This is a genomic window from Agrobacterium pusense (assembly GCF_900102105.1).
Lineage (GTDB): Bacteria > Pseudomonadota > Alphaproteobacteria > Rhizobiales > Rhizobiaceae > Agrobacterium > Agrobacterium pusense.
Window position 1 is genome coordinate 508,255 of the sequence record NZ_FNBB01000001.1, and the last position, 18,590, is coordinate 526,844.

Annotated in this window: 14 protein-coding genes and 1 tRNA gene; 9 read left to right on the top strand and 6 right to left on the bottom strand. The window is 60.2% G+C overall.

Translation table 11 applies throughout. The features are described from left to right. Window positions 1-53: 53 nt before the first annotated feature. The 8 genes from BLU28_RS26245 (at window position 54) to mnhG (ending at window position 6,958) form a co-directional block, all read left to right on the top strand. The gene (locus BLU28_RS26245; protein WP_135856022.1) at window positions 54-395 is read left to right on the top strand and encodes a hypothetical protein; all 342 of its coding nucleotides are present in this window, start codon (window positions 54-56) and stop codon (window positions 393-395) included. A gap of 79 nt (window positions 396-474) precedes the next feature. After that, window positions 475-852, top strand: a complete 378-nt coding sequence (locus tag BLU28_RS02570) for a hypothetical protein (protein WP_045532846.1) — start codon at window positions 475-477, stop codon at window positions 850-852. Between the two features lie 105 nt (window positions 853-957). Next, window positions 958-3,876, top strand: a complete 2,919-nt coding sequence (locus tag BLU28_RS02575; protein WP_004439862.1) for a monovalent cation/H+ antiporter subunit A — start codon at window positions 958-960, stop codon at window positions 3,874-3,876. Next, window positions 3,876-4,211 (top strand): Na+/H+ antiporter subunit C, encoded by a 336-nt coding sequence (locus BLU28_RS02580; protein WP_003514993.1) that lies wholly within the window; start codon window positions 3,876-3,878, stop codon window positions 4,209-4,211. Before BLU28_RS02575 ends, BLU28_RS02580 begins: the two co-directional genes overlap by 1 nt. Continuing rightward, window positions 4,208-5,854, top strand: coding sequence for a monovalent cation/H+ antiporter subunit D (locus BLU28_RS02585; protein WP_004439856.1), 1,647 nt, complete (start codon window positions 4,208-4,210; stop codon window positions 5,852-5,854). The genes BLU28_RS02580 and BLU28_RS02585 overlap by 4 nt, the downstream gene beginning before the upstream one ends. Beyond that, window positions 5,851-6,339, top strand: a complete 489-nt coding sequence (locus BLU28_RS02590) for a Na+/H+ antiporter subunit E (protein ID WP_004439853.1) — start codon at window positions 5,851-5,853, stop codon at window positions 6,337-6,339. The genes BLU28_RS02585 and BLU28_RS02590 overlap by 4 nt, the downstream gene beginning before the upstream one ends. After that, complete coding sequence (locus tag BLU28_RS02595) at window positions 6,336-6,617, top strand: K+/H+ antiporter subunit F (RefSeq protein WP_004439850.1); 282 nt, start codon at window positions 6,336-6,338, stop codon at window positions 6,615-6,617. Before BLU28_RS02590 ends, BLU28_RS02595 begins: the two co-directional genes overlap by 4 nt. Continuing rightward, window positions 6,614-6,958 carry a monovalent cation/H(+) antiporter subunit G gene (gene mnhG / locus BLU28_RS02600; protein ID WP_004439848.1) on the top strand — a complete coding sequence of 115 codons (345 nt, stop codon included), beginning with the start codon at window positions 6,614-6,616 and terminating at the stop codon, window positions 6,956-6,958. Before BLU28_RS02595 ends, mnhG begins: the two co-directional genes overlap by 4 nt. A 4-nt stretch (window positions 6,959-6,962) precedes the next feature. On the opposite strand, the gene BLU28_RS02605 is transcribed toward mnhG, so the two are convergent. The 6 genes from BLU28_RS02605 to BLU28_RS02630 all read right to left on the bottom strand — a co-directional run bounded on the left by BLU28_RS02605 (window position 6,963) and on the right by BLU28_RS02630 (window position 14,458). Further along, a complete protein-coding gene (locus tag BLU28_RS02605; protein ID WP_077986628.1) occupies window positions 6,963-7,553 on the bottom strand; it encodes an alpha-ketoglutarate-dependent dioxygenase AlkB in 591 nt (196 codons plus the stop codon). A 561-nt stretch (window positions 7,554-8,114) separates the two neighbouring features. Next, window positions 8,115-8,190, bottom strand: a tRNA-Phe gene (locus BLU28_RS02610). Window positions 8,191-8,473: 283 nt separating this feature from the next. Beyond that, window positions 8,474-8,905, bottom strand: coding sequence for a hypothetical protein (locus BLU28_RS02615; RefSeq protein WP_045532852.1), 432 nt, complete (start codon window positions 8,903-8,905; stop codon window positions 8,474-8,476). 155 nt (window positions 8,906-9,060) lie between these two features. Further along, on the bottom strand, window positions 9,061-11,277 hold the full coding sequence (locus BLU28_RS02620) for a 3-hydroxyacyl-CoA dehydrogenase NAD-binding domain-containing protein (protein WP_077986627.1): 2,217 nt from the start codon (window positions 11,275-11,277) through the stop codon (window positions 9,061-9,063). Window positions 11,278-11,415: 138 nt separating this feature from the next. Beyond that, window positions 11,416-12,624, bottom strand: coding sequence for an acetyl-CoA C-acetyltransferase (locus BLU28_RS02625; protein ID WP_035206766.1), 1,209 nt, complete (start codon window positions 12,622-12,624; stop codon window positions 11,416-11,418). Between the two features lie 37 nt (window positions 12,625-12,661). Beyond that, a complete protein-coding gene (locus BLU28_RS02630; protein ID WP_077986626.1) occupies window positions 12,662-14,458 on the bottom strand; it encodes an acyl-CoA dehydrogenase C-terminal domain-containing protein in 1,797 nt (598 codons plus the stop codon). A gap of 377 nt (window positions 14,459-14,835) precedes the next feature. Here BLU28_RS02630 and podJ point away from each other — a divergent pair, with 377 nt between their 5' ends. Further along, entirely contained in the window at window positions 14,836-18,579 is a 3,744-nt protein-coding gene (gene podJ, locus BLU28_RS02640) for a cell division protein PodJ (RefSeq protein ID WP_077986625.1), read from the top strand. Window positions 18,580-18,590 lie beyond the last annotated feature (11 nt).

An 18,590-nucleotide genomic window follows, 5' to 3' on the forward strand; every position in this document is an offset into this window, starting at 1 on the left:
TGAAACCCGGCCAATTTGCCAAGGTTCAGAACGCCAGCACCCTGAGGGGATTTTTGAACGAACACACCCATCGCGGACGATGCGGCATCGACGCTTGCCAGACCTTCTTGAACCAAGAAACGAAATACCGGATCGGCACCGGTACGGCAGTGCGGCGTCATGCCTGGAAGGGGAGAGACCCCATTCCGCCGTGGAAATACCACCAATCTTTATGGTTAATTCCTTGCTTGAAAGTTAAGAAACGCGGCGTTGCGGGTCAAACGGTAAAATTTGTAAAGTCTTTTAACGGCCCCTGCCCCGACTTTGCCGCAAATGAGCAAAAACAAAAAGGAATCGAGCGCTTCGGGCGGTTTTTCCGGCCTGTGTGCTGGACAAGCGCGGGTGGCTTCCCCTAAAACAAATCAACGGGATATTCGCGCAGCGGTGATGCTTTAAAGAGACGTTTTCGATCAAGGAGATGCCAACTTGCAATGGATGGAGAAAGGCCGCAGTTCAAGGCGCCATCCGCAAGTGCTGATCGGTCTCGTGGTCGCCAGCCTTCTTCTCATGATCGGCTTCCAGGCGCCTTCGGGTATCAAGCCGCTTTCCAAGACCAGCCGCCTCGAACGCATGCAGACCGTCGATCTTGGCCGCTCCCTTTCGCTTCGCGACAAGGATTGCGACAACGGCGGTGATGTCGGTTGCCGGTCAGGCAATGCGGCCCCGGGTATTGGTCAGGACGCGTTTTCCTTAACCGCCGTCAGTGTTGACCTTGAGGCAAAGACGCGGCTCGTTGCTGTTGCCGTCGCGCCACAAGCGTCCCGAGACTTTGCCAGCGTGGTACCACGCGCGCCTCCGCATCTTATGTACTAGTCATTCCGGCGGTCATCATCATTGGATTCATTGGAATCCTGAGGGATTGGAGTCGTCGGAAATCCGCCGCAAGCTCCCATTCCAGAGAGAAAACCGCCGCCGCATATGACACTTGCAACCATTCTTCCTTTTATTGTCGCATTGCCCTTCGTCGGCGCACTCCTGACGGCGTTCATGCCGCGCGAGGGTGCTGCTGCAGCTCCCGCTTCCGTTGCAGGGGCAGTTGCCCTTTTCGGGCTGGTCAGCAGTATTTTCCTTTATACCAGCGTCAGCGGGGGCGCCGTTCTTAAATACGATGTGGAATGGCTGCCGCAGCTCGGTTTGAACTTCACACTGCGGCTCGACGGATTTGCCTGGATCTTCTCGATGCTGATTACCGGCATCGGCCTGCTGGTGGTGCTTTACGCCCGCTACTACATGTCGACTGAAGACCCCATACCGCGCTTCTTCGCCTTTCTTCTCGCCTTCATGGGTTCGATGCTCGGCGTCGTTCTATCCGGCAACGTCATTCTGCTGTCCATCTTCTGGGAAATGACGAGCATCTTCTCATTCCTCCTGATCGGCTACTGGCACCAGAATGCCGGCGCCCGCGACGGCGCTCGCATGGCGCTGACAGTGACGGGGATTGGTGGCTTCAGCTTGCTGGCGGGTCTGCTGATCCTCGGTCACATGGCCGGCAGCTACGATCTCGACAGGATCATCGAGGCCGGCGCCGCCATTCGCGCGCATCCGCTTTATGTGCCTGCGCTCATTCTTATTCTCGGCGGCGCTCTGACGAAGAGCGCGCAGTTTCCCTTTCACTTCTGGCTGCCCAATGCCATGGCGGCACCAACACCCGTTTCCGCCTATCTCCACTCGGCTACCATGGTGAAAGCGGGTGTTTTCCTGCTGGCAAGGTTCTGGCCGGTGCTTGCGGGCACGCCGGAATGGTTCTGGCTGGTCGGCGCGGCCGGCGTCATAACTCTGCTGCTCGGTGCCTACTTTGCCATGTTCCAGCAGGATCTGAAGGGATTGCTGGCCTATTCCACCATCAGCCATCTCGGGCTCATCACCACGCTGTTAAGCCTTGGCAGCCCGCTCGCTGCGGTGGCGGCCATCTTTCACATGGTCAACCATGCCACCTTCAAGGCCTCGCTCTTCATGGCGGCCGGCATCATCGACCATGAGACCGGAACACGTGACATGCGGCGGCTGAGCGGGCTCTATACCTATATGCCGGCAACGGCGACACTTGCCATGGCGGCAAGTGCGGCCATGGCCGGGGTTCCTCTGTTCAACGGGTTCCTCTCCAAGGAAATGTTCTTTGCCGAGGCCGTCGAAACCCATGCCGACTCGCTTCTCGACCGGGCGCTGCCCTATGTGGCAACATTATCCGGCGCATTTGCCGTCGCCTATTCGCTGCGCTTCATTCACACGGTGTTCTTTGGCCCCAAGCCAGTCGATCTGCCAAACCCCAATCCGCACGAGCCGCCGCGCTGGATGCGGTTTCCGATCGAATTCCTCGTCTTCGCCTGCCTGATCGTCGGCATCGTTCCGAGCCTTTCCATCGGCCCGTTCCTGCATACGGCCGTGCTTTCCGTTCTCGGCGCACAGACACCCGTGTACAGCCTGTCGATCTGGCACGGTTTCAATCTGCCGCTGATCATGAGTATCGCGGCGCTGATCGGCGGGGTAACGATCTACGTCCTGCTCGGCGGTTATTTCTCGCGCTGCGATGACGGTCCGCCGATCTTCCGGCATTTGCGGGGTCAGCGCATCTTCGAGCGCATTCTCGTCACCGTGTCCTGGAAGTGGGCGCGGTGGCTCGAAAGCACGCTCGGCACCCGGCGCCTGCAGCCGCAGCTGAGGCTTCTTATCCTCGTGGCGCTTCTTGCCGGTTTCTCGCCGCTCTTCCTTTCGGAATTCTCCCTGTCGCTGCCGCGGGTAACAACCTTCGATCCGATCTTCGCCATTCTGTGGTTGATCGGTATGATTGCGGCCATGGGTGCTGCCTGGCAGGCGAAATATCATCGCCTCGCAGCCCTTGTCATGCTTGGCGTTTCGGGGCTCGTCACCTGCCTCACCTTCATCTGGCTTTCCGCACCGGATCTGGCGATTACCCAGCTTTTGGTGGAAATCGTCACCACCGTTCTCATCCTGCTCGGCCTCAGGTGGTTGCCGAAACGCTTCGAAAAAGTGGACAGCAGCGATGAGTTGCCGGCGCAGCTTCGCCGTGCCCGCGATTTCCTGCTGGCAGCCGCCAGCGGCATTGGAATGTCCGTCATCGCCTATGCCGTGATGACGCTGCCAGTGCCGAATGCCATTGCGACCTATTTCCTCGAACGCGCTTACAGCGAAGGCGGCGGCACCAATGTGGTCAACGTCATCCTGGTCGATTTCCGTGGCTTCGACACCTTCGGCGAAATCGCGGTTCTGGCCATCGTGGCGCTCACCGTCTTCGCGCTGCTTCGCCGTTTCCGTCCCGCCCATGAAAGCATCGGACTTCCGGAACAGCAGCAGATGCAGAACGCCTTCGATGCGGAGCGCCCGGATCGCAGCAAGGGCGATACCGTTCGCGACTATCTCTACGTGCCATCCATCGTGATGCAGTGGATGTTCCCCGTCATCATCACCTTTTCCATTTTCCTCTTCATGCGCGGCCACGATATGCCGGGCGGCGGTTTTGCGGCCGGTATCACCATGGCGATCGCCTTCCTTCTGCAATATCTCGCCGGCGGGGCGCGCTGGGCCGAGGACCGCATCCGCATCCTGCCGCTGCGCTGGATGGGCTTTGGCCTCTTGATGGCGGCGGCGACGGGTATCGGCTCGTGGTACTTCGGCTACCCGTTCTTGACCTCTTATTTCCAGTATACGGAGATACCCTATATCGGCAAAATGCCGACGGCTTCCGCCCTGCTGTTCGATCTCGGCGTCTTTTCGCTGGTCGTCGGCTCCACCGTTCTTATCCTGATAGCACTGGCACACCAATCGTTGCGCAACTACCGCGTTCGCACGCCTGACGCCGCAAAAGCGGAGGACGTGTAATGGAACTCATTCTTTCAATCGGCATCGGCATCATGACTGGCTCCGGCGTATGGCTCATCCTGCGCCCGCGCACCTATCAGGTCATCGTCGGGCTTTCGCTTTTGTCCTATGCCGTGAACCTGTTCATCTTCGGCGTCGGCGGCATCAAGACCAACGCACCCCCGGTGCTGGTGAACGGCGTCGACAGTTCGACGCTTGCCGACCCGGTGCCGCAGGCGCTGGTGCTGACCGCAATCGTGATCGGCTTTGCCACGACAGCGCTTTTCCTCGTCGTGCTGCTCGCAGCGCGCGGCCTCACCGGCACTGACCATGTGGATGGGAGGGAGTCGAAATGATGTCGTTCCCCTTCCACATCGTCATCGCACCCATCCTGCTGCCGCTCATTACCGCCGCGCTGCTGCTGTTCTTTGACGAGCGCCAGCGTGTGGCCAAAGCCGCGATCAGCTTCACCTCCACGGTGCTGCTGCTGGTGGTTGCGATTCTGCTGTTTCGCGAGGTGAACTCAACCGTTAATACCGAGATCGCTGCTGTGGTTTCGAGCGGCGTCTATCTGCTCGGCAACTGGCCGGCACCCTTCGGCATCGTGCTCGTCGCCGACCGCCTGTCGGGCCTGATGGTCCTGTTGACCGCATTGCTCGCCATTCCCTCGCTCATCTATTCGATGGCGAAATGGCACAAGGCGGGCGCCCATTTCCATTCGCTGTTCCAGATGATGCTGATGGGCGTCAACGGCGCGTTCCTGACCGGCGACCTTTTCAACCTCTTCGTATTCTTCGAAGTGATGCTGGCGGCATCTTACGGGCTGCTGCTGCATGGCTCCGGCCAGCAACGCGTCAAGGCGGGGCTGCACTATATCGCCATCAACCTCGTTGCCGCCTTGTTTTTCCTGATTGGCGTCAGTCTGATCTATGGCGTGACGGGCACGCTGAACATGGGTGATCTCGCCCACCGGATCGAGGGGCTGAACCCCGACCAGCGCATGCTGCTGGAAACCGGCTCGGCCATCCTCGGCATCGCGTTTCTGGTCAAGGCCGGCATGTGGCCGCTGAATTTCTGGCTGCCCTCCGCCTATGGTGCGGCATCTGCACCGGTCGGCGGGCTATTCGCGATCATGAGCAAGGTCGGCATTTATGTCATTGCCCGCCTGTCCTTCCTGCTGTTCGGGCAGACGGCCGGGGAATCGGCCGGTTTCGGCCACGATGCGCTGCTGGTCGGCGGCATCGCCACCATCATCTTCGGTGCCATCGGGGTTCTGGCGTCGCAGGCGCTGGGACGGCTTGCCGGCTTTTCGGTTCTGGTCTCATCGGGAACGCTGCTTGCAGCCATGGGTACCGGCAATCCCACGGTGGCGGCCGGCGCACTTTATTACCTTGTCAGCTCCACCCTCACCATCAGTGCCTTCTTCATGCTCATCGAACTTGTCGAGCGCGGGCAGGATGCGGGCGCAAACGTTCTTGCCGTAACCATGGAGGCTTATGGCGAAGGCGAGGAAGAAGACGAGGAAGAGGAAATCGGCGTGACCATGCCTGCCACCATGGCCGTGCTGGGCGCATGCTTTGCCGCCTGCGGCATCCTGCTCGCCGGCCTGCCGCCGCTTTCCGGCTTCATTGCCAAATTCTCGATGCTATCGGCCATTCTCAATCCGTCCGGTCTCGGCGCCAATGACAGCATCTCCACCCTGTCATGGTGGATCGTCTTCCTGATCGTCTTTTCCGGCTTCGCTTCACTGATCTCGATGACCCGTGCGGGCATCCGTACTTTCTGGGCCTCCATCGAAGGCACCGTGCCGCGCGTGCTCGTCATCGAAATCGCACCCATCATGCTGCTTCTCGGCCTGACACTCGCCATGACCGTTCAGGCGGGGCCGGTGATGCGTTACATGCAGGAAACAGCGCGCATCCTCGATCTGCCCGCGAGCTATATCCAGGGCGTCATTTCCGCGCCACGGGCGGGCGGCAATCCGGAGGCAGAGCCATGATGAACCGTGTCCTGCCCTACCCGCTACTGACCGTTTCCCTGATCTTCTTCTGGATGACGATCAACAGTTTCTCGCCGGGGCATCTGCTGCTCGGAACTGCGGTGGCGCTCATCGCTTCCTGGGCGATGGCGTCGCTGAGGCCGGCAAAACCCCGCATCCGCAACTGGCATCGGCTGGTGCAGCTGATCCTTATCGTGCTTTACGATATCGTCAGGTCCAATCTCTCGGTCGCGAAGATCATTCTGTTCAGGCGCGAAAGGGACCGCAAATCGGGTTTTCTGGCCGTGCCGCTCGATATACGCGATCCCATGGCGCTGGCCGTTCTGGCGACAATCCTCACCTCGACGCCGGGAAGCGCCTGGCTTGAATATAATTCCAGTCAGGGCACGCTCCTGCTCCACGTCCTCGACGACGTGGACGAGGCCGCGTGGATAAGCCTCATCAAGAACCGATATGAAAAACTGCTGATGGAGATATTCGAATGAGTTCGATTATCCTTTTCTGGTCCTTTTCGCTGGCGCAGCTGATGCTGGCCATTGCCATGACGATTTCGGTCTATCGCATCGCCATTGGCCCGCGCGCGCAGGACCGGGTGCTCGGCATGGATACGCTCTATGTCAACGCCATGCTGCTGCTGCTGACCTTCGGCCTGCGCACCGGCAACGACATCTATTTCGAGGCATCGCTGCTGATCGCCATTCTGGGCTTCGTCTCGACCGTCGCCCTTTCCAAATTCCTGATGCGCGGGGAGGTCATAGAATGAGCAACGCCGCAGAATTTCCGCTCTGGGCCGCCATCGCCGTGGCTTTCTTCGTCCTCCTCGGCGCCTCCCTGACGCTGATCGGCACTATCGGCTTTGCCAAGCTCAACAGCTTCTATGAACGCCTGCATGCGCCCACACTCGGCACCAGCTGGGGCACGGGCGGCATCGTCATGGCCTCGATCATCTATTTCTCCGTCTCGGGCGGCCGCTTCGCTTTCCACGAAATCTTCATCGGCATTTTCATGACGGTGACGACGCCGGTTTCCCTGATGCTTCTCGGCCGCGCTGCACTTTATCGGGACCGGGCGGAGCAGAATTCAGATAACCGGGAGCATTTATAAATGCTTAGGTGCGCGTTGAAGCAGTGACTTTACGAAAAGTCAGGGAAATCCTCCTGCTTCGAACGGTCTTTACCCCGTTCACAATATCCGATTTGCGAGCCGGAATTTCGTGAGTCCAATGATAACGCCCGGAGCCCATGAGCAGGACACCTGAGCGGGGCTGAAGCACAACGCCACATGTGCCGGATCCGCGCAAATCGCGGAAAACCATCTCGCAAGCGGATAGAAGGCTTATCGACACGATTGTATCGTCGAAACAGGGGACACAATCGACATGCGCGCTGATGCCCTGCCCTGGAAAGTATTCGTTCGCGATAACCTGATCAGGCAAGCTCTCGCAGTGGCCGTCCCTCACTAATCTTCTGGCGAATACGCCCAGCCATGGCGGCAAAGGCCCGAGATAGGCATCCGGCGCAACTGCGCGGGCTTTATAGTCATACCGATAACCGAAATGCTGCACACGACGCTTCAGTTCCGCGCTCCACCCCCCGGCATCCAATATGGTTGCCATGGCAGCTTCCTCTTGCGGCGAAAGGAAGTCACCGAAATATATGACGCCGGGCGGTAAAGAAGATGGAATCACAGTATGATCCATTTGCGGGCTGGCCTCCCTTTACGATGAAAAACGTGTGTTACAAACTCGTCATTCTCATCTAGCGCAGAGGTGCCGTCATCTTTCGTTTTATGAGTGCGTATCCCGGATAGTCGGAAAACTGAAACGGGTACGCAACCGGTCTAGCAAAACCACTGCGTTCAGCAGCCCGATCCATATCAAAGGCTCCATCGTAGTGAGAACTGTTTACGACGGTAATTGCAACCTTGCCGGAGCTCAAAAGATGGGCTGCGGCACTCCCAAGAAAACGGCGATCAATTTTGTTGTCACGAGCATTTCACGCCGAACGGTCACGGGAATGGCAAATCGCCAAGCTGGGCAAAAAATCCATTAAACAGAGGTTAAGAATCTGCCAAGCATCTGATATTTATGGGATAATGTTAGCAGACAAATACACTCACCCAAAAACATATTTACGAGGATTTTCGCCTACCCGCCCACGAGGCAAATGTTTATTGCCATTATGGCTATCGTTGAATCCCACAAGATTAGGTCGGATCGGTCCGAACACGCACCTATATAAATATCAATCTGGAGATTTAATGGTGCCCGGAGGCGGATTTGAACCACCGACACGCGGATTTTCAATCCGCTGCTCTACCAACTGAGCTATCCGGGCACTTCAGGTCCTTGAAGAACCTCCGCTTTTCGCGGTCGGGGTCGTTTGCGCCCCGAAAGTGAGCGGGGTTATAACATCTTGTTCGAACATGGCAAGCGCCCTTCCGAAGTTTTTTGACAGTTTTTTCACGGCGCCTGTGGATGGCTGGAAAGAGCGCAGGGCGAAGGCCGGTTCACGCAGGAAAACTCATTGTATGGCCTCCTGATGCCAGAGCGCATTTGCCCGCGTCATGTTTGCGAGGGACCTATCCCGGCCGGTGGCGGGCGCAGCATGGCAGGTGGGGCTATGCTCCTTCGCGGCGCCGTGCTGCGAAACCAAGCGCGAAAGGCACCACGGCTACCAGCGCCGCCATGACGGGCGAAGACGCAAAGATGCGGCTTGCAAGCGAGGTGACGGCTACGGAGCGCACGACCGTCATCAGGCGAGAATTCTCGCGGTCGCGCTCATGGTGGGGCTGTGCGGGCCTGTGGCGGGACATCTCGGCCGCCTCAAGCCGCTTGACATCACGCCGGATCTTTTCGACCTGTTGGCGAAGTTCGTCCAGTTCGGCACGCAGCGCCGGGTCGATGGTATTGGCGGCAGGTGTCCTCCTGGCTGCGGTTTTTTCCACCGTCTCTTCGGCGGCCACAGCTTCCGCCTCTTCGTCCAGTTCGGCCAACTCGTCGTCCAGGTCAGATGGCTTATCGAAACCGTGGGATCGCAGTGGTGCTTTCATCGCTGTCTCCTGAGGCGTGCTGAATTGCGGCGGCGGGCGCTTTTGCCCGGTCAGCCTTTTCAACGCCTCAGCCCGGCAAAGGATGCATGGAAAGCGGGTAGACAGGCATAATAAAACAGGCCCCGAAGGGCCTGTTCAATCATCTCACTGGAGCCTCAGGCCGCCTTCGCGGCGCTGGCATAGGGATCGAAGCGACCGTAGAAGGTCTCGCCCTTGGCGGCCATATCCTTCAGCAGCGGCGTTGGCTGGAAGCGCGGTCCGTATGTCTCGCTGAGCTTTTCGGCGAGCGCCACGAAGCTCTTCACGCCCATGCCGTCAATGTAGGACAGCGCGCCTCCGGTATAGGGCGCGAAGCCGAAACCGAGGATGGAACCGACATCCGCCTCACGCGGATCGATGACGATGCCTTCTTCCACCGTGCGGGCGGCTTCCAGCGCCACGGTGACGAGGAAGCGCTGCTTCAGCACCTCCATATCCACGTCTTCAGGCTTCTGCTGCGGATAGAGGTCCTTCAGGCCAGGCCAGAGGGACTTCTTGGCGGGCTTTGGCGGGTAGTCGTAAAAGCCCTTGGCGTTCTTACGGCCAAAGCGGCCCTCGCCTTCCACCAGCTTCTTCACCAGCTCCATATGGCGCGGATCGACCGCCTTTTCGCCGAGATCGGCGACGGTGGCTTTCAGGATCTTGTAGGAAAGATCGATGGCCACTTCGTCGTTCAACGCCAAGGGGCCCACCGGCATGCCGGCGAATTTCGCGGCATTTTCGATCATTGTGGGCGGCACGCCTTCGATCAGCATGTCGTAGCTTTCGGCCATGTAACGCAGCACGCAGCGATTGACGAAGAAGCCGCGGGTGTCGTTGACGACGATCGGGGTCTTCTTGATCTTGGCCACATAATCAAGTGCGACGGCGAGCGCCTTGTCGCCGGTTTCCTTGCCGAGGATCACTTCCGTCAGCATCATCTTCTCGACCGGCGAGAAGAAGTGGATGCCGATGAAATCGGTCGGACGCCTGGAGTTCTTTGCCAGCCCCGTGATTGGCAAGGTGGACGTGTTGGAGGCAAAGATCGCTCCTTCGGGCAAAACGGCTTCCACGGCTTCGATGACGGCTTTCTTCACGTCGCGGTCTTCAAAGACGGCCTCGATAACGAGATCGGCATCAGACAATGCAGTGTAATCCGCCGTGGGAGTGACGAGATCGAGCAGGGCCTTGCCTTCATCCTGCGTCAACTTACCCTTGCCGATGGCGGCCTTGACGCTTTCCTCGCAATGGCCCTTGCCCTTGTCTGCGGCTTCCTGATCGCGATCCACCAGCGTGACGGGAATACCCGCTGCGGCGGTGACGTAAGCGACGGCCGCCCCCATGAAGCCCGCGCCGACGACGCCGACCTTTTTGAACTCCGTCTTGGGCTGGCCGGCCGGACGGCGCGCCCCCTTGCCCAGCTCCTGCATGGAAATGAACAGCGAGCGGATCATGCCGAAGGCTTCCTTCGAGCGAAGGATTTCGGTGAAATAACGCTGCTCCACCTTCAGCGCCGTATCGAAAGGCAATTGCAGCCCTTCATAGACGCATTTGAGGATGGCGAGTGCGGCCGGATAGTTGCCGGCGCTTTCGCGGCGCAGGATCGCCGGAGCGGCGGGCCACAGCTGGGCAGCGGCGGGCGTCCAGATGCCGCCGCCGGGCGCCTTGAAGCCCTTTTCATCCCAGGGCGCGACCGGCTTCAGACCGTCCTTGATCATCTGCTTTGCGGTTGGAACCAGCTGATCCGGCTCGACTACCTGGTGCACCAGCCCCATGGCCTTGGCGCGCGCGCCGGTCAGCGACTGGCCCGTCGTCATCATCTGCAAGGCGGATTGCGCGTCCGTCAGACGCGGCACACGCTGCGTGCCGCCAGCACCTGGAAAGATGCCGACCTTGACTTCCGGCAGTGCAATCTTGAGGCTCTTGGCGCTGGAGGCCACGCGGCCGTGGCAGGCGAGTGACAGTTCGAAAGCGCCCCCCATGCAGGTGCCGTTGATGGCGGAAACCCAGGGCTTGCCGTTGGTCTCGATCTTGCGGAAAAGGCCGGTCATGCGGCCCACCAGCTCGAACAGCTTTGCTGCCGCCTGATCCGGGTTCTTCGTCTTCTCGTCATTGTAGAAGGAGAACATCGACTTGATCATCGACAGATCGGCGCCGCCGGAAAAGGTACTTTTGCCCGACGTGAAGACGACGCCCTTGACGGCGCTATCGGCGACGGTGGCGTCGAGAATGGCATTCAGCTCGTCCATCACCTCTGACGTGAAGACGTTCATGGACTTTTCCGGCATGTCCCAGGTGACGAGGGCAATACCGTCTGCGTCCGTCTCGATGGTGAAATTGGTGTAAGTGCTCATTTGGGATTCCTCTTCCCTGAATCGTAGTGGCCGCTTCGCTTTCCTCGTCATCCTCGGGCTTGACCCGAGGATCCAAGCACCGGGGATAGATCCTCGGGTCAAGCCCGAGGATGACGGAAGCGGGCCTTAGCCGCTGCCTTAAACCCGCTCGATGACGGTTGCTGTACCCATGCCTGCACCGATGCAAAGCGTCACGAGCGCGGTGTTCAGATCGCGCCGTTCCAGCTCATCCAGCACCGTACCGAGGATCATCGCGCCGGTTGCACCCAGCGGATGACCCATGGCGATTGCGCCGCCATTGACGTTCATCCGGTCGTGATCGATGTCGAAAGCCTGCATGTAGCGCAGGACCACGGCGGCGAAGGCTTCGTTGAGTTCGAAGAGATCGATATCGGCAAGCGACATGCCGGTCTTTTTCAGCAGCTTTTCGGTTACGTCAACCGGGCCGGTCAGCATCAGCGCCGGGTCGGAGCCGATGTTGGCGAAAGCCTTGATACGGGCACGCGGCTTCACGCCCATTGCCTCGCCGCCCGCTTTCGAACCAACCAGCACGGCGGCAGCACCATCAACGATGCCGGATGAGTTGCCGGCGTGGTGCACATAGTTGATCCGCTCCACTTCCGGGTGGGCCATGATGCCGACAGCTTCGAAGCCGCCCATTTCGCCGGGCATCTGGAAGGACGGGTTGAGCGAGGCCAGCGCCTGCATATCGGTGCCGGGGCGCATGTGCTCGTCGCGGTCAAGGATCGTCAGGCCGTTCTGGTCTTTCACCGGAATGACCGATTTGTTGAAATAGCCCTTTTCCCAGGCTTGCGCGGCGCGCTTCTGGCTTTCGACGGCATAGGCGTCGACGTCGTCACGGGAGAAGCCGTATTTCGTGGCGATCAGATCGGCCGACACGCCCTGCGGCATGAAGAAGGCCGGAAAGTTGACCGAGGGGTCCATGTACCAGGCGCCGCCCGACATGCCCATACCGACGCGCGACATGCTTTCCACGCCACCGGCGATGACGATATCGTCCGAACCGGCCTTGACCTTGCCGGCTGCGAAGTTGATGGCATCGAGACCGGAGGCGCAGAAGCGCGAGATCTGCATGCCCGGCGCCTTGTTGGAGTAACCGGCCTCGAAGGCGGCGGCCTTGGGGATGACGGCGCCGGCATCCATGACAGGATCGACGCAGCCCATGATGATGTCATCGACAGCAGAGGTATCAAGCCCGTTGCGGTCGCGGATGGCTTCCAGCGTCTTGGCGGCAAGGCGAACGGATGGCACCTCATGCAGGCTGCCATCCTTCTTGCCGCGTCCGCGCGGGGTGCGGACATGGTCGTAGATAAATACGTCGGTCATAAACTCTCTCCCTGCGGCGCGGTCAGCGCCAGATGTCTCAGAATGCTTCCGCGGCCAGTTCCATCATGGTGTCCGCCCCGGTTTCGATGCGGGCCTTGCGCAGCGCCGTTTCCGGCATGATGCGCTCCATGTAAAACTTCGCCGTGACAAGCTTGGTCTTGAGGTAATCCTCATCCGAAGCGCTGCCTGCTGCAAGCGCTTCGCTGGCGGCTTTCGCCATGCGCGCCTGCATGTAACCCAGCACCACGATGCCGAAGAGATGCATGTAGTCGGTCGAACCGGCACCGGCATTGTCGGGCTTGGCCATGGCGTTCTGCATGAACCACATGGTTGCGGCCTGAAGGTCGTTCAAGCCCTTCTTCAAACCCTTGGTGTAGAGGCTGAGCTTTTCATCGCCGCGGTTTTCCTCGCAGAAATCGCCGATTTCCTTGAACAGCGCCATCACGGCGCGGCCGCCATTCATGCCGAGCTTGCGGCCCACCAAATCAAGCGCCTGAATGCCGTTAGCGCCCTCATAGATCATGGTGATGCGCGCATCGCGGACATATTGGCTCATGCCATGTTCTTCGATGTAGCCGTGACCGCCAAAGACCTGCTGCGCCATCACGGCGTGGTCGAAGCCCTTGTCCGTCAAAACGCCCTTGAGGATCGGCGTGACGAGACCGAGCAGGTCGTCTGCCGCCTGCCGCTCCTTCTCATCGGTCGAGCGGTGGGCGATGTCCGATTGCAGCGCCGTCCACAAAAGGAAAGCGCGGCCAGCCTCGTTATAGGCCTTGATGGTCATCAGCGTGCGGCGGATATCCGGGTGCACGATGATCGGATCGGCCTTTTTGTCCGGGAATTTCGCGCCGGAAAGCGAACGGCCCTGAATACGCTCACGGGCATATTCCACCGCATTCTGATAGGCGATTTCGCCTACGGAAAGCCCCTGCAGGCCGACGCCGAGGCGCGCCTCGTTCATCATCACGAACATGGCCGAAAGGCCCTTGTTTTCCGCACCAAGCAGATAACCCGTCGCATCATCGTAATTCATGACGCAGGTGGCGTTGCCGTGAATACCCATCTTGTGCTCGATCGCACCACAGGTGACTCCGTTGCGCTCGCCGGGCGTGCCGTCTTCCTTGACCAGGAATTTCGGCACGATGAAAAGCGAAATACCCTTCGTGCCTTCAGGTGCGCCCTCGATGCGGGCGAGCACCAGATGGACGATATTATCGGTCATGGAATGTTCACCAGCCGAGATGAAGATCTTCTGGCCGGAAATCTTGTAAGTGCCATCTCCCTGCGGCACCGCCTTGGTGCGCAGGAGACCGAGATCGGTGCCGCAATGGGGTTCGGTAAGGTTCATGGTGCCGGACCAGATACCTTCGACCATTTTCGGCAGATAGGTCTGCTTCTGCTCCGGAGTACCGTGAACGAGAACGGCGGCAATCGCGCCCTGCGTCAGGCCGGGATACATCATCAGCGACAGGTTGGCGGAAGACATATATTCGCCGATCGCCGCATGCAGCGTATAGGGCAGGCCCTGCCCGCCAAATTCCTGGGGAACGGCAAGGCCGATCCAGCCGCCTTCGCAATAGGCGTCATAGGCTTCCTTGAAACCATCGGGCACGGAGACAGAACCGTCATCGGCGCGCTTGCAACCCTGCTGGTCACCGGAAAGATTGAGCGGGAAAAGTCGTTCCTCGGCAAGCTTTGCCGCTTCGCCGGTGATTGCCTCGATCATGTCCGGCGTCGCATCCTCGAAGCCGGGCAGGTTGTTATACCGCTCCAGGCCGAGAACGTCATTCAGGATAAAAAGCGTGTCCTTAACTGGGGCCTTGTAAACAGGCATTACCGATGTTCCTCCGCATCGTGGGCGCCGGAGATAATCCGGCCGATATGACGTGACAATATTTGACGTGCGCGTAAACGTCAAATAAATTCCATGGGGTTATCGCTCTCCCTTTTTGCGTAATTGTCCTCCGCACCGCCCCGGGGCTCGGCCTGCATCGCAAAAGTTAAAAAATTCCGACCTTGGTTAACCACTTCTTTACCACGTTTCGTGAATTCTCCCGATGGAGGTAACTGCTTCGTTCATCGGCGCATTTTCCTCCACGGGGGCAAATACCGGCTCTAGAATTGCTGCATGTTGCGGCGACGGCGTGTCCAAACAGGCAACGTCGCGACGGATAACCGGGCACGGCGGGCGGAAGCGAAGCGAGCGAAAAGATGAACGGATTGCGATCGAAAACCCAACAGCCAAGCGACAGGTCGTCGCTTGATGCTCTCAATCGCACCATTGAAGGCCTTGAAGCCCGCATCGAAGGGTTGATGAGCCAGAAGTTTCCGCGCGACCAGCGGGCCGCTGGCGCCCCGCCGGAAACAAAGAGCGAAACCTATGCCGCACCACGCGAGCCACGCACAAGCGTGACGCCACCGCAACTTGATCCCGTCAACGAAATACGCCAGCGCCAGCGTCTGCTGGAGACCAGCTTCCAGCGCCCGCAGGAACCTGCCGCCCGCCCGGAACGCACGATAACACGGCCGCTCGCGCCGGAATATCGGCAGAGGGAGCCCCAGCCGGCTCCTCAGGCCGCACCACGCGCACGCGCCATCCCGCCCTATCAGGAGCCACGCAATGACGCGGCCCTGCAGGAAATCGCGCAGGCACTCGTCAACCTCCGCCACGAATTGAAGCACGATATTGCCGAGGGCGTTGCGCGGGAAGCGCAGGGACTGCGCGCGGAAATCCGCAATATTCGCGCCGTGGCTGAAGACCAGCAATTCATCGGCGATCTGCGCGATGACATCGCACGGCTTGCCGGAAGCATCGACCAGCTCGGCAATCTGGCATCTCCGGATGTCTATGCGCTGCGCAACGAATTCGAGGACCTACGCCTCACCATTGACCAGCTCGCACGCGAAGACAGCGTCCATCGGATCGAAAGCCGCTGGAACACTGTGGAAGACACGCTGCGTGGTTTCGATGCCGGCGCCCTTCAGGATGAAATCGTCTCCCTCGCCTATCGTCTCGATGACATCAAGACGCAGCTCGGCGGAATGAGCAACAATCCGGCCGTTCGCGTGCTCGAGGAGAAGCTGATCGCGATCGCCAGCGCGGTCGAGCAACTCGGCAAGCACATGCAGCCGAATGAAGCGGTCTTCAGCGAACAGTTTTCCGGTCTCGATCAGCGGCTGGACGAAATCAGCCGCGCCATTGCGGCGACCGGCACACGCGCCAATGCGCAGGCAACCGACAATGCGCTCGCCCAGCGACTGGAAAACCGCCTGAACGGCCTCGCCGAACAGCTCGGTGATATCAACCGCCTCGCCGCTGCAAAACCGGAACCCTCCGTTGATCTCACCGCGCGCCTTGAAGCGCTGGCCGGCAAGATCGATGAGCTGAGCACCACGCGCGATGCAGCGCAACTGCATGAGCGACTGGACCAGCTTTCACTGCTTCTGGAACGGTCGCAGCGCCCTTCGCAACAGGCGGAGCTGACGTCTTTCCTCAGCGACATTTCCCGCAAGATCGATGCGCTCGACCACGGCACCGTGAATGAGGGTCTGGCCGAACGGCTCGACACGCTCTCTCGGCAGATCGAGGAGCTCGATTATCGCTATAGCCAGCCGCAGCTGGCATCGGGCCTCAGTGAAAGCGCCTTTTCGCGCCTGGAAGAGCGGCTTGGCACTATCGCCGCGCGACTGGATGAGACCGCCCATGCCGCCCCCGCTGACAGCCATGCGCTGGCGAGCCTTGAAAACCAGATCGCCCATCTCTCGACGCTGATCAGCCAGCCGGTACAGATGCAGGCCGCAGGCATGTCGCCTGAACTCGATGCGCGCATGGCGGCGATCGAAGACTATATGGCTTCGAACGACGAATATATCATCGAAGCGGCCCGGCAGGCAGCCGAGGCCGTTCTCGACGCCTATACCCGCAACAACCTCTCGGCCGGCGCGAACATCGCCGACATGTCGATGCTGACCGATCTCGCGGCCGATTTGCGCAACCTTGAAGCGCTGAGCCGCAACACCGAAGAGCGCACGCACCGCACCTTCGAAGCACTGCACGAAACGCTGGTGCAGATTGCCGGCCGCCTGGATAATCTCGACAACGGACCGTCCTACCGCGAAGAGCCCACCCGTCACGTTGCACAGCAGGCTGTTGCCGCAGGCCGCGACGACGTCGCGATGCCGGCCGCCATATTCCCGGAAGAGGGCTATATAGCCGAAGAGCAGGCCATTCTCGAGGATGTCAGCGACAATGACGCGACCGCCATCGTGCCGCCCGCTGCCGTCAAGCCCGCAAAAGCAGAGAAAACGAGCCTGCTCGCCGGGCTGACGAAGCGCTTCAAAACAAGCACGGCGAAGCCCGCAAAGACCAAGGAAGAACCCGTATCGGCCTCTTCCGCCCGCACCCAGGTTGAGCCTGCCCCGTCGCTTGATCCGATCGACGTTCTGCCAGCCGGTCAGGAGAACGAACTCCTGGAGCCCGGTTCGGGCGCGCCTGATATCAAGAAAATCCTGGAACGCGTGCGCGCCAGCCAGGTGGCCGCCACCGGCAAGGCCGTGGACGCGGAAGGACGGACGGACTTTATCGCCGCCGCCCGCCGTGCCGCGCAGGCCGCCGCGATGGAAACAGCGCCGGAAAAGCTTGAAACCGGCAAGAAGAAAAGGAAGACCGAAACTTCGGCTCTTTCGCGTTATCGCCGGCCGCTGCTGCTCGGTATCGGTGCCATCCTTCTGGCGATGATGGCCATGCCCCTCGTCAAGACACTGATCAGCGGCACGGAAGCCCCGGCGCCGGTGATTGAACAGAAGATGGACAATGCACCGGTTTCCGCCCTTCCCGAAACCGGCGACAAGGCCGTCACCATACCGTCTGACCTCGCGATCGGATCCGATCAGGCAGCCCCGGCCGATAGCATCGGGAACTCCGCTCCTGCACAGAATACCATTGACCACCGGACCATTGGCGGTGCGCCGCTACCCGAGGAGCCGCCGGTCGCCGATGTTCCCGCCGTGGATCCCGCAAAGTCCGGCACCGTCGCGCAGGCAGAACCGCCGAAACCGGCTGAGGCCGTCGTCACGGCCGCTCCCGCCGACGGCGCCATCGTCGTTCCCGCCGGGATAGAGCCCGCATCGCTTGCTGAAGCCGCCGCCAAGGGCGACACTCAGGCGCTTTTCGAAATCGCAGCCCGCTATACCGACGGTCGCGGCGTTGCCGCCGACCGTGCCGAAGCCGCGAAGTGGTACAAGCTGGCTGCCGATCGCGGTCTTGCGCCCGCGCAATATCGTCTCGCCAATCTTTACGAGAAGGCGAACGGCGTCGAACGCAACCTTCCGGAAGCGAAGCGCTATTACACGCTGGCCGCCGAACAGGGCAATGCGGGCGCCATGCACAATCTTGCCGTCCTGCTCGCTTCCGACGCGGCGGGCCAGCCGGACTTTGCTGCCGCCGCGCAGTGGTTCATCAAGGCCTCCGAACTCGGTGTGCGCGACAGCCAGTTCAATCTCGCCATCCTCTATGCGCGCGGCAGCGGCGTGAAACAGGATATCGAGGAATCCTACAAGTGGTTCGCCATTGCCGCCAAGGATGGCGATGCCGATGCCGCCCAGAAGCGCGACGAAGTGGCGGGGGCCTTGAACCCGCAGCAGCTCCGGAGCGCCAAAGCCAAGGTGGAGGCGTGGAAGGTCAAGCCGCTTTCGGAAGATGCCAACAGCGTCAACCCGCCGGAAGAGTGGGCTGGCAAGGAAGGCGTGAAAACCGCCTCCGTGGACATGGAAAAGGCGATCCGCAACATTCAGGCGATCCTCAACAAGAACGGCTTCGATGCCGGGCAGCCGGACGGCAAGCTCGGCAAGAACACCGTGACGGCCATCAAGGACTTCCAGAAATCCGTGGGCCAGACCCCGGACGGGCGCATTACCAACGAACTGGTGACGGCGCTTCTCGCCCGCAATAAATAATGGTTCTGAAA

Excerpts from the sequence above, each read along its gene's own strand:
- BLU28_RS02570 (WP_045532846.1), top strand. The coding sequence starts at position 475 with ATGGAGAAAGGCCGCAGTTCAAGGCGCCATCCGCAAGTGCTGATCGGT.
- BLU28_RS02575 (WP_004439862.1), top strand. The coding sequence starts at position 958 with ATGACACTTGCAACCATTCTTCCTTTTATTGTCGCATTGCCCTTCGTC.
- BLU28_RS02580 (WP_003514993.1), top strand. The coding sequence starts at position 3,876 with ATGGAACTCATTCTTTCAATCGGCATCGGCATCATGACTGGCTCCGGC.
- BLU28_RS02585 (WP_004439856.1), top strand. The coding sequence starts at position 4,208 with ATGATGTCGTTCCCCTTCCACATCGTCATCGCACCCATCCTGCTGCCG.
- BLU28_RS02590 (WP_004439853.1), top strand. The coding sequence starts at position 5,851 with ATGATGAACCGTGTCCTGCCCTACCCGCTACTGACCGTTTCCCTGATC.
- BLU28_RS02595 (WP_004439850.1), top strand. The coding sequence starts at position 6,336 with ATGAGTTCGATTATCCTTTTCTGGTCCTTTTCGCTGGCGCAGCTGATG.
- mnhG (WP_004439848.1), top strand. The coding sequence starts at position 6,614 with ATGAGCAACGCCGCAGAATTTCCGCTCTGGGCCGCCATCGCCGTGGCT.
- BLU28_RS02605 (WP_077986628.1), bottom strand. The coding sequence starts at position 7,553 with ATGGATCATACTGTGATTCCATCTTCTTTACCGCCCGGCGTCATATAT.
- BLU28_RS02615 (WP_045532852.1), bottom strand. The coding sequence starts at position 8,905 with ATGAAAGCACCACTGCGATCCCACGGTTTCGATAAGCCATCTGACCTG.
- BLU28_RS02620 (WP_077986627.1), bottom strand. The coding sequence starts at position 11,277 with ATGAGCACTTACACCAATTTCACCATCGAGACGGACGCAGACGGTATT.
- BLU28_RS02625 (WP_035206766.1), bottom strand. The coding sequence starts at position 12,624 with ATGACCGACGTATTTATCTACGACCATGTCCGCACCCCGCGCGGACGC.
- BLU28_RS02630 (WP_077986626.1), bottom strand. The coding sequence starts at position 14,458 with ATGCCTGTTTACAAGGCCCCAGTTAAGGACACGCTTTTTATCCTGAAT.
- podJ (WP_077986625.1), top strand. The coding sequence starts at position 14,836 with ATGAACGGATTGCGATCGAAAACCCAACAGCCAAGCGACAGGTCGTCG.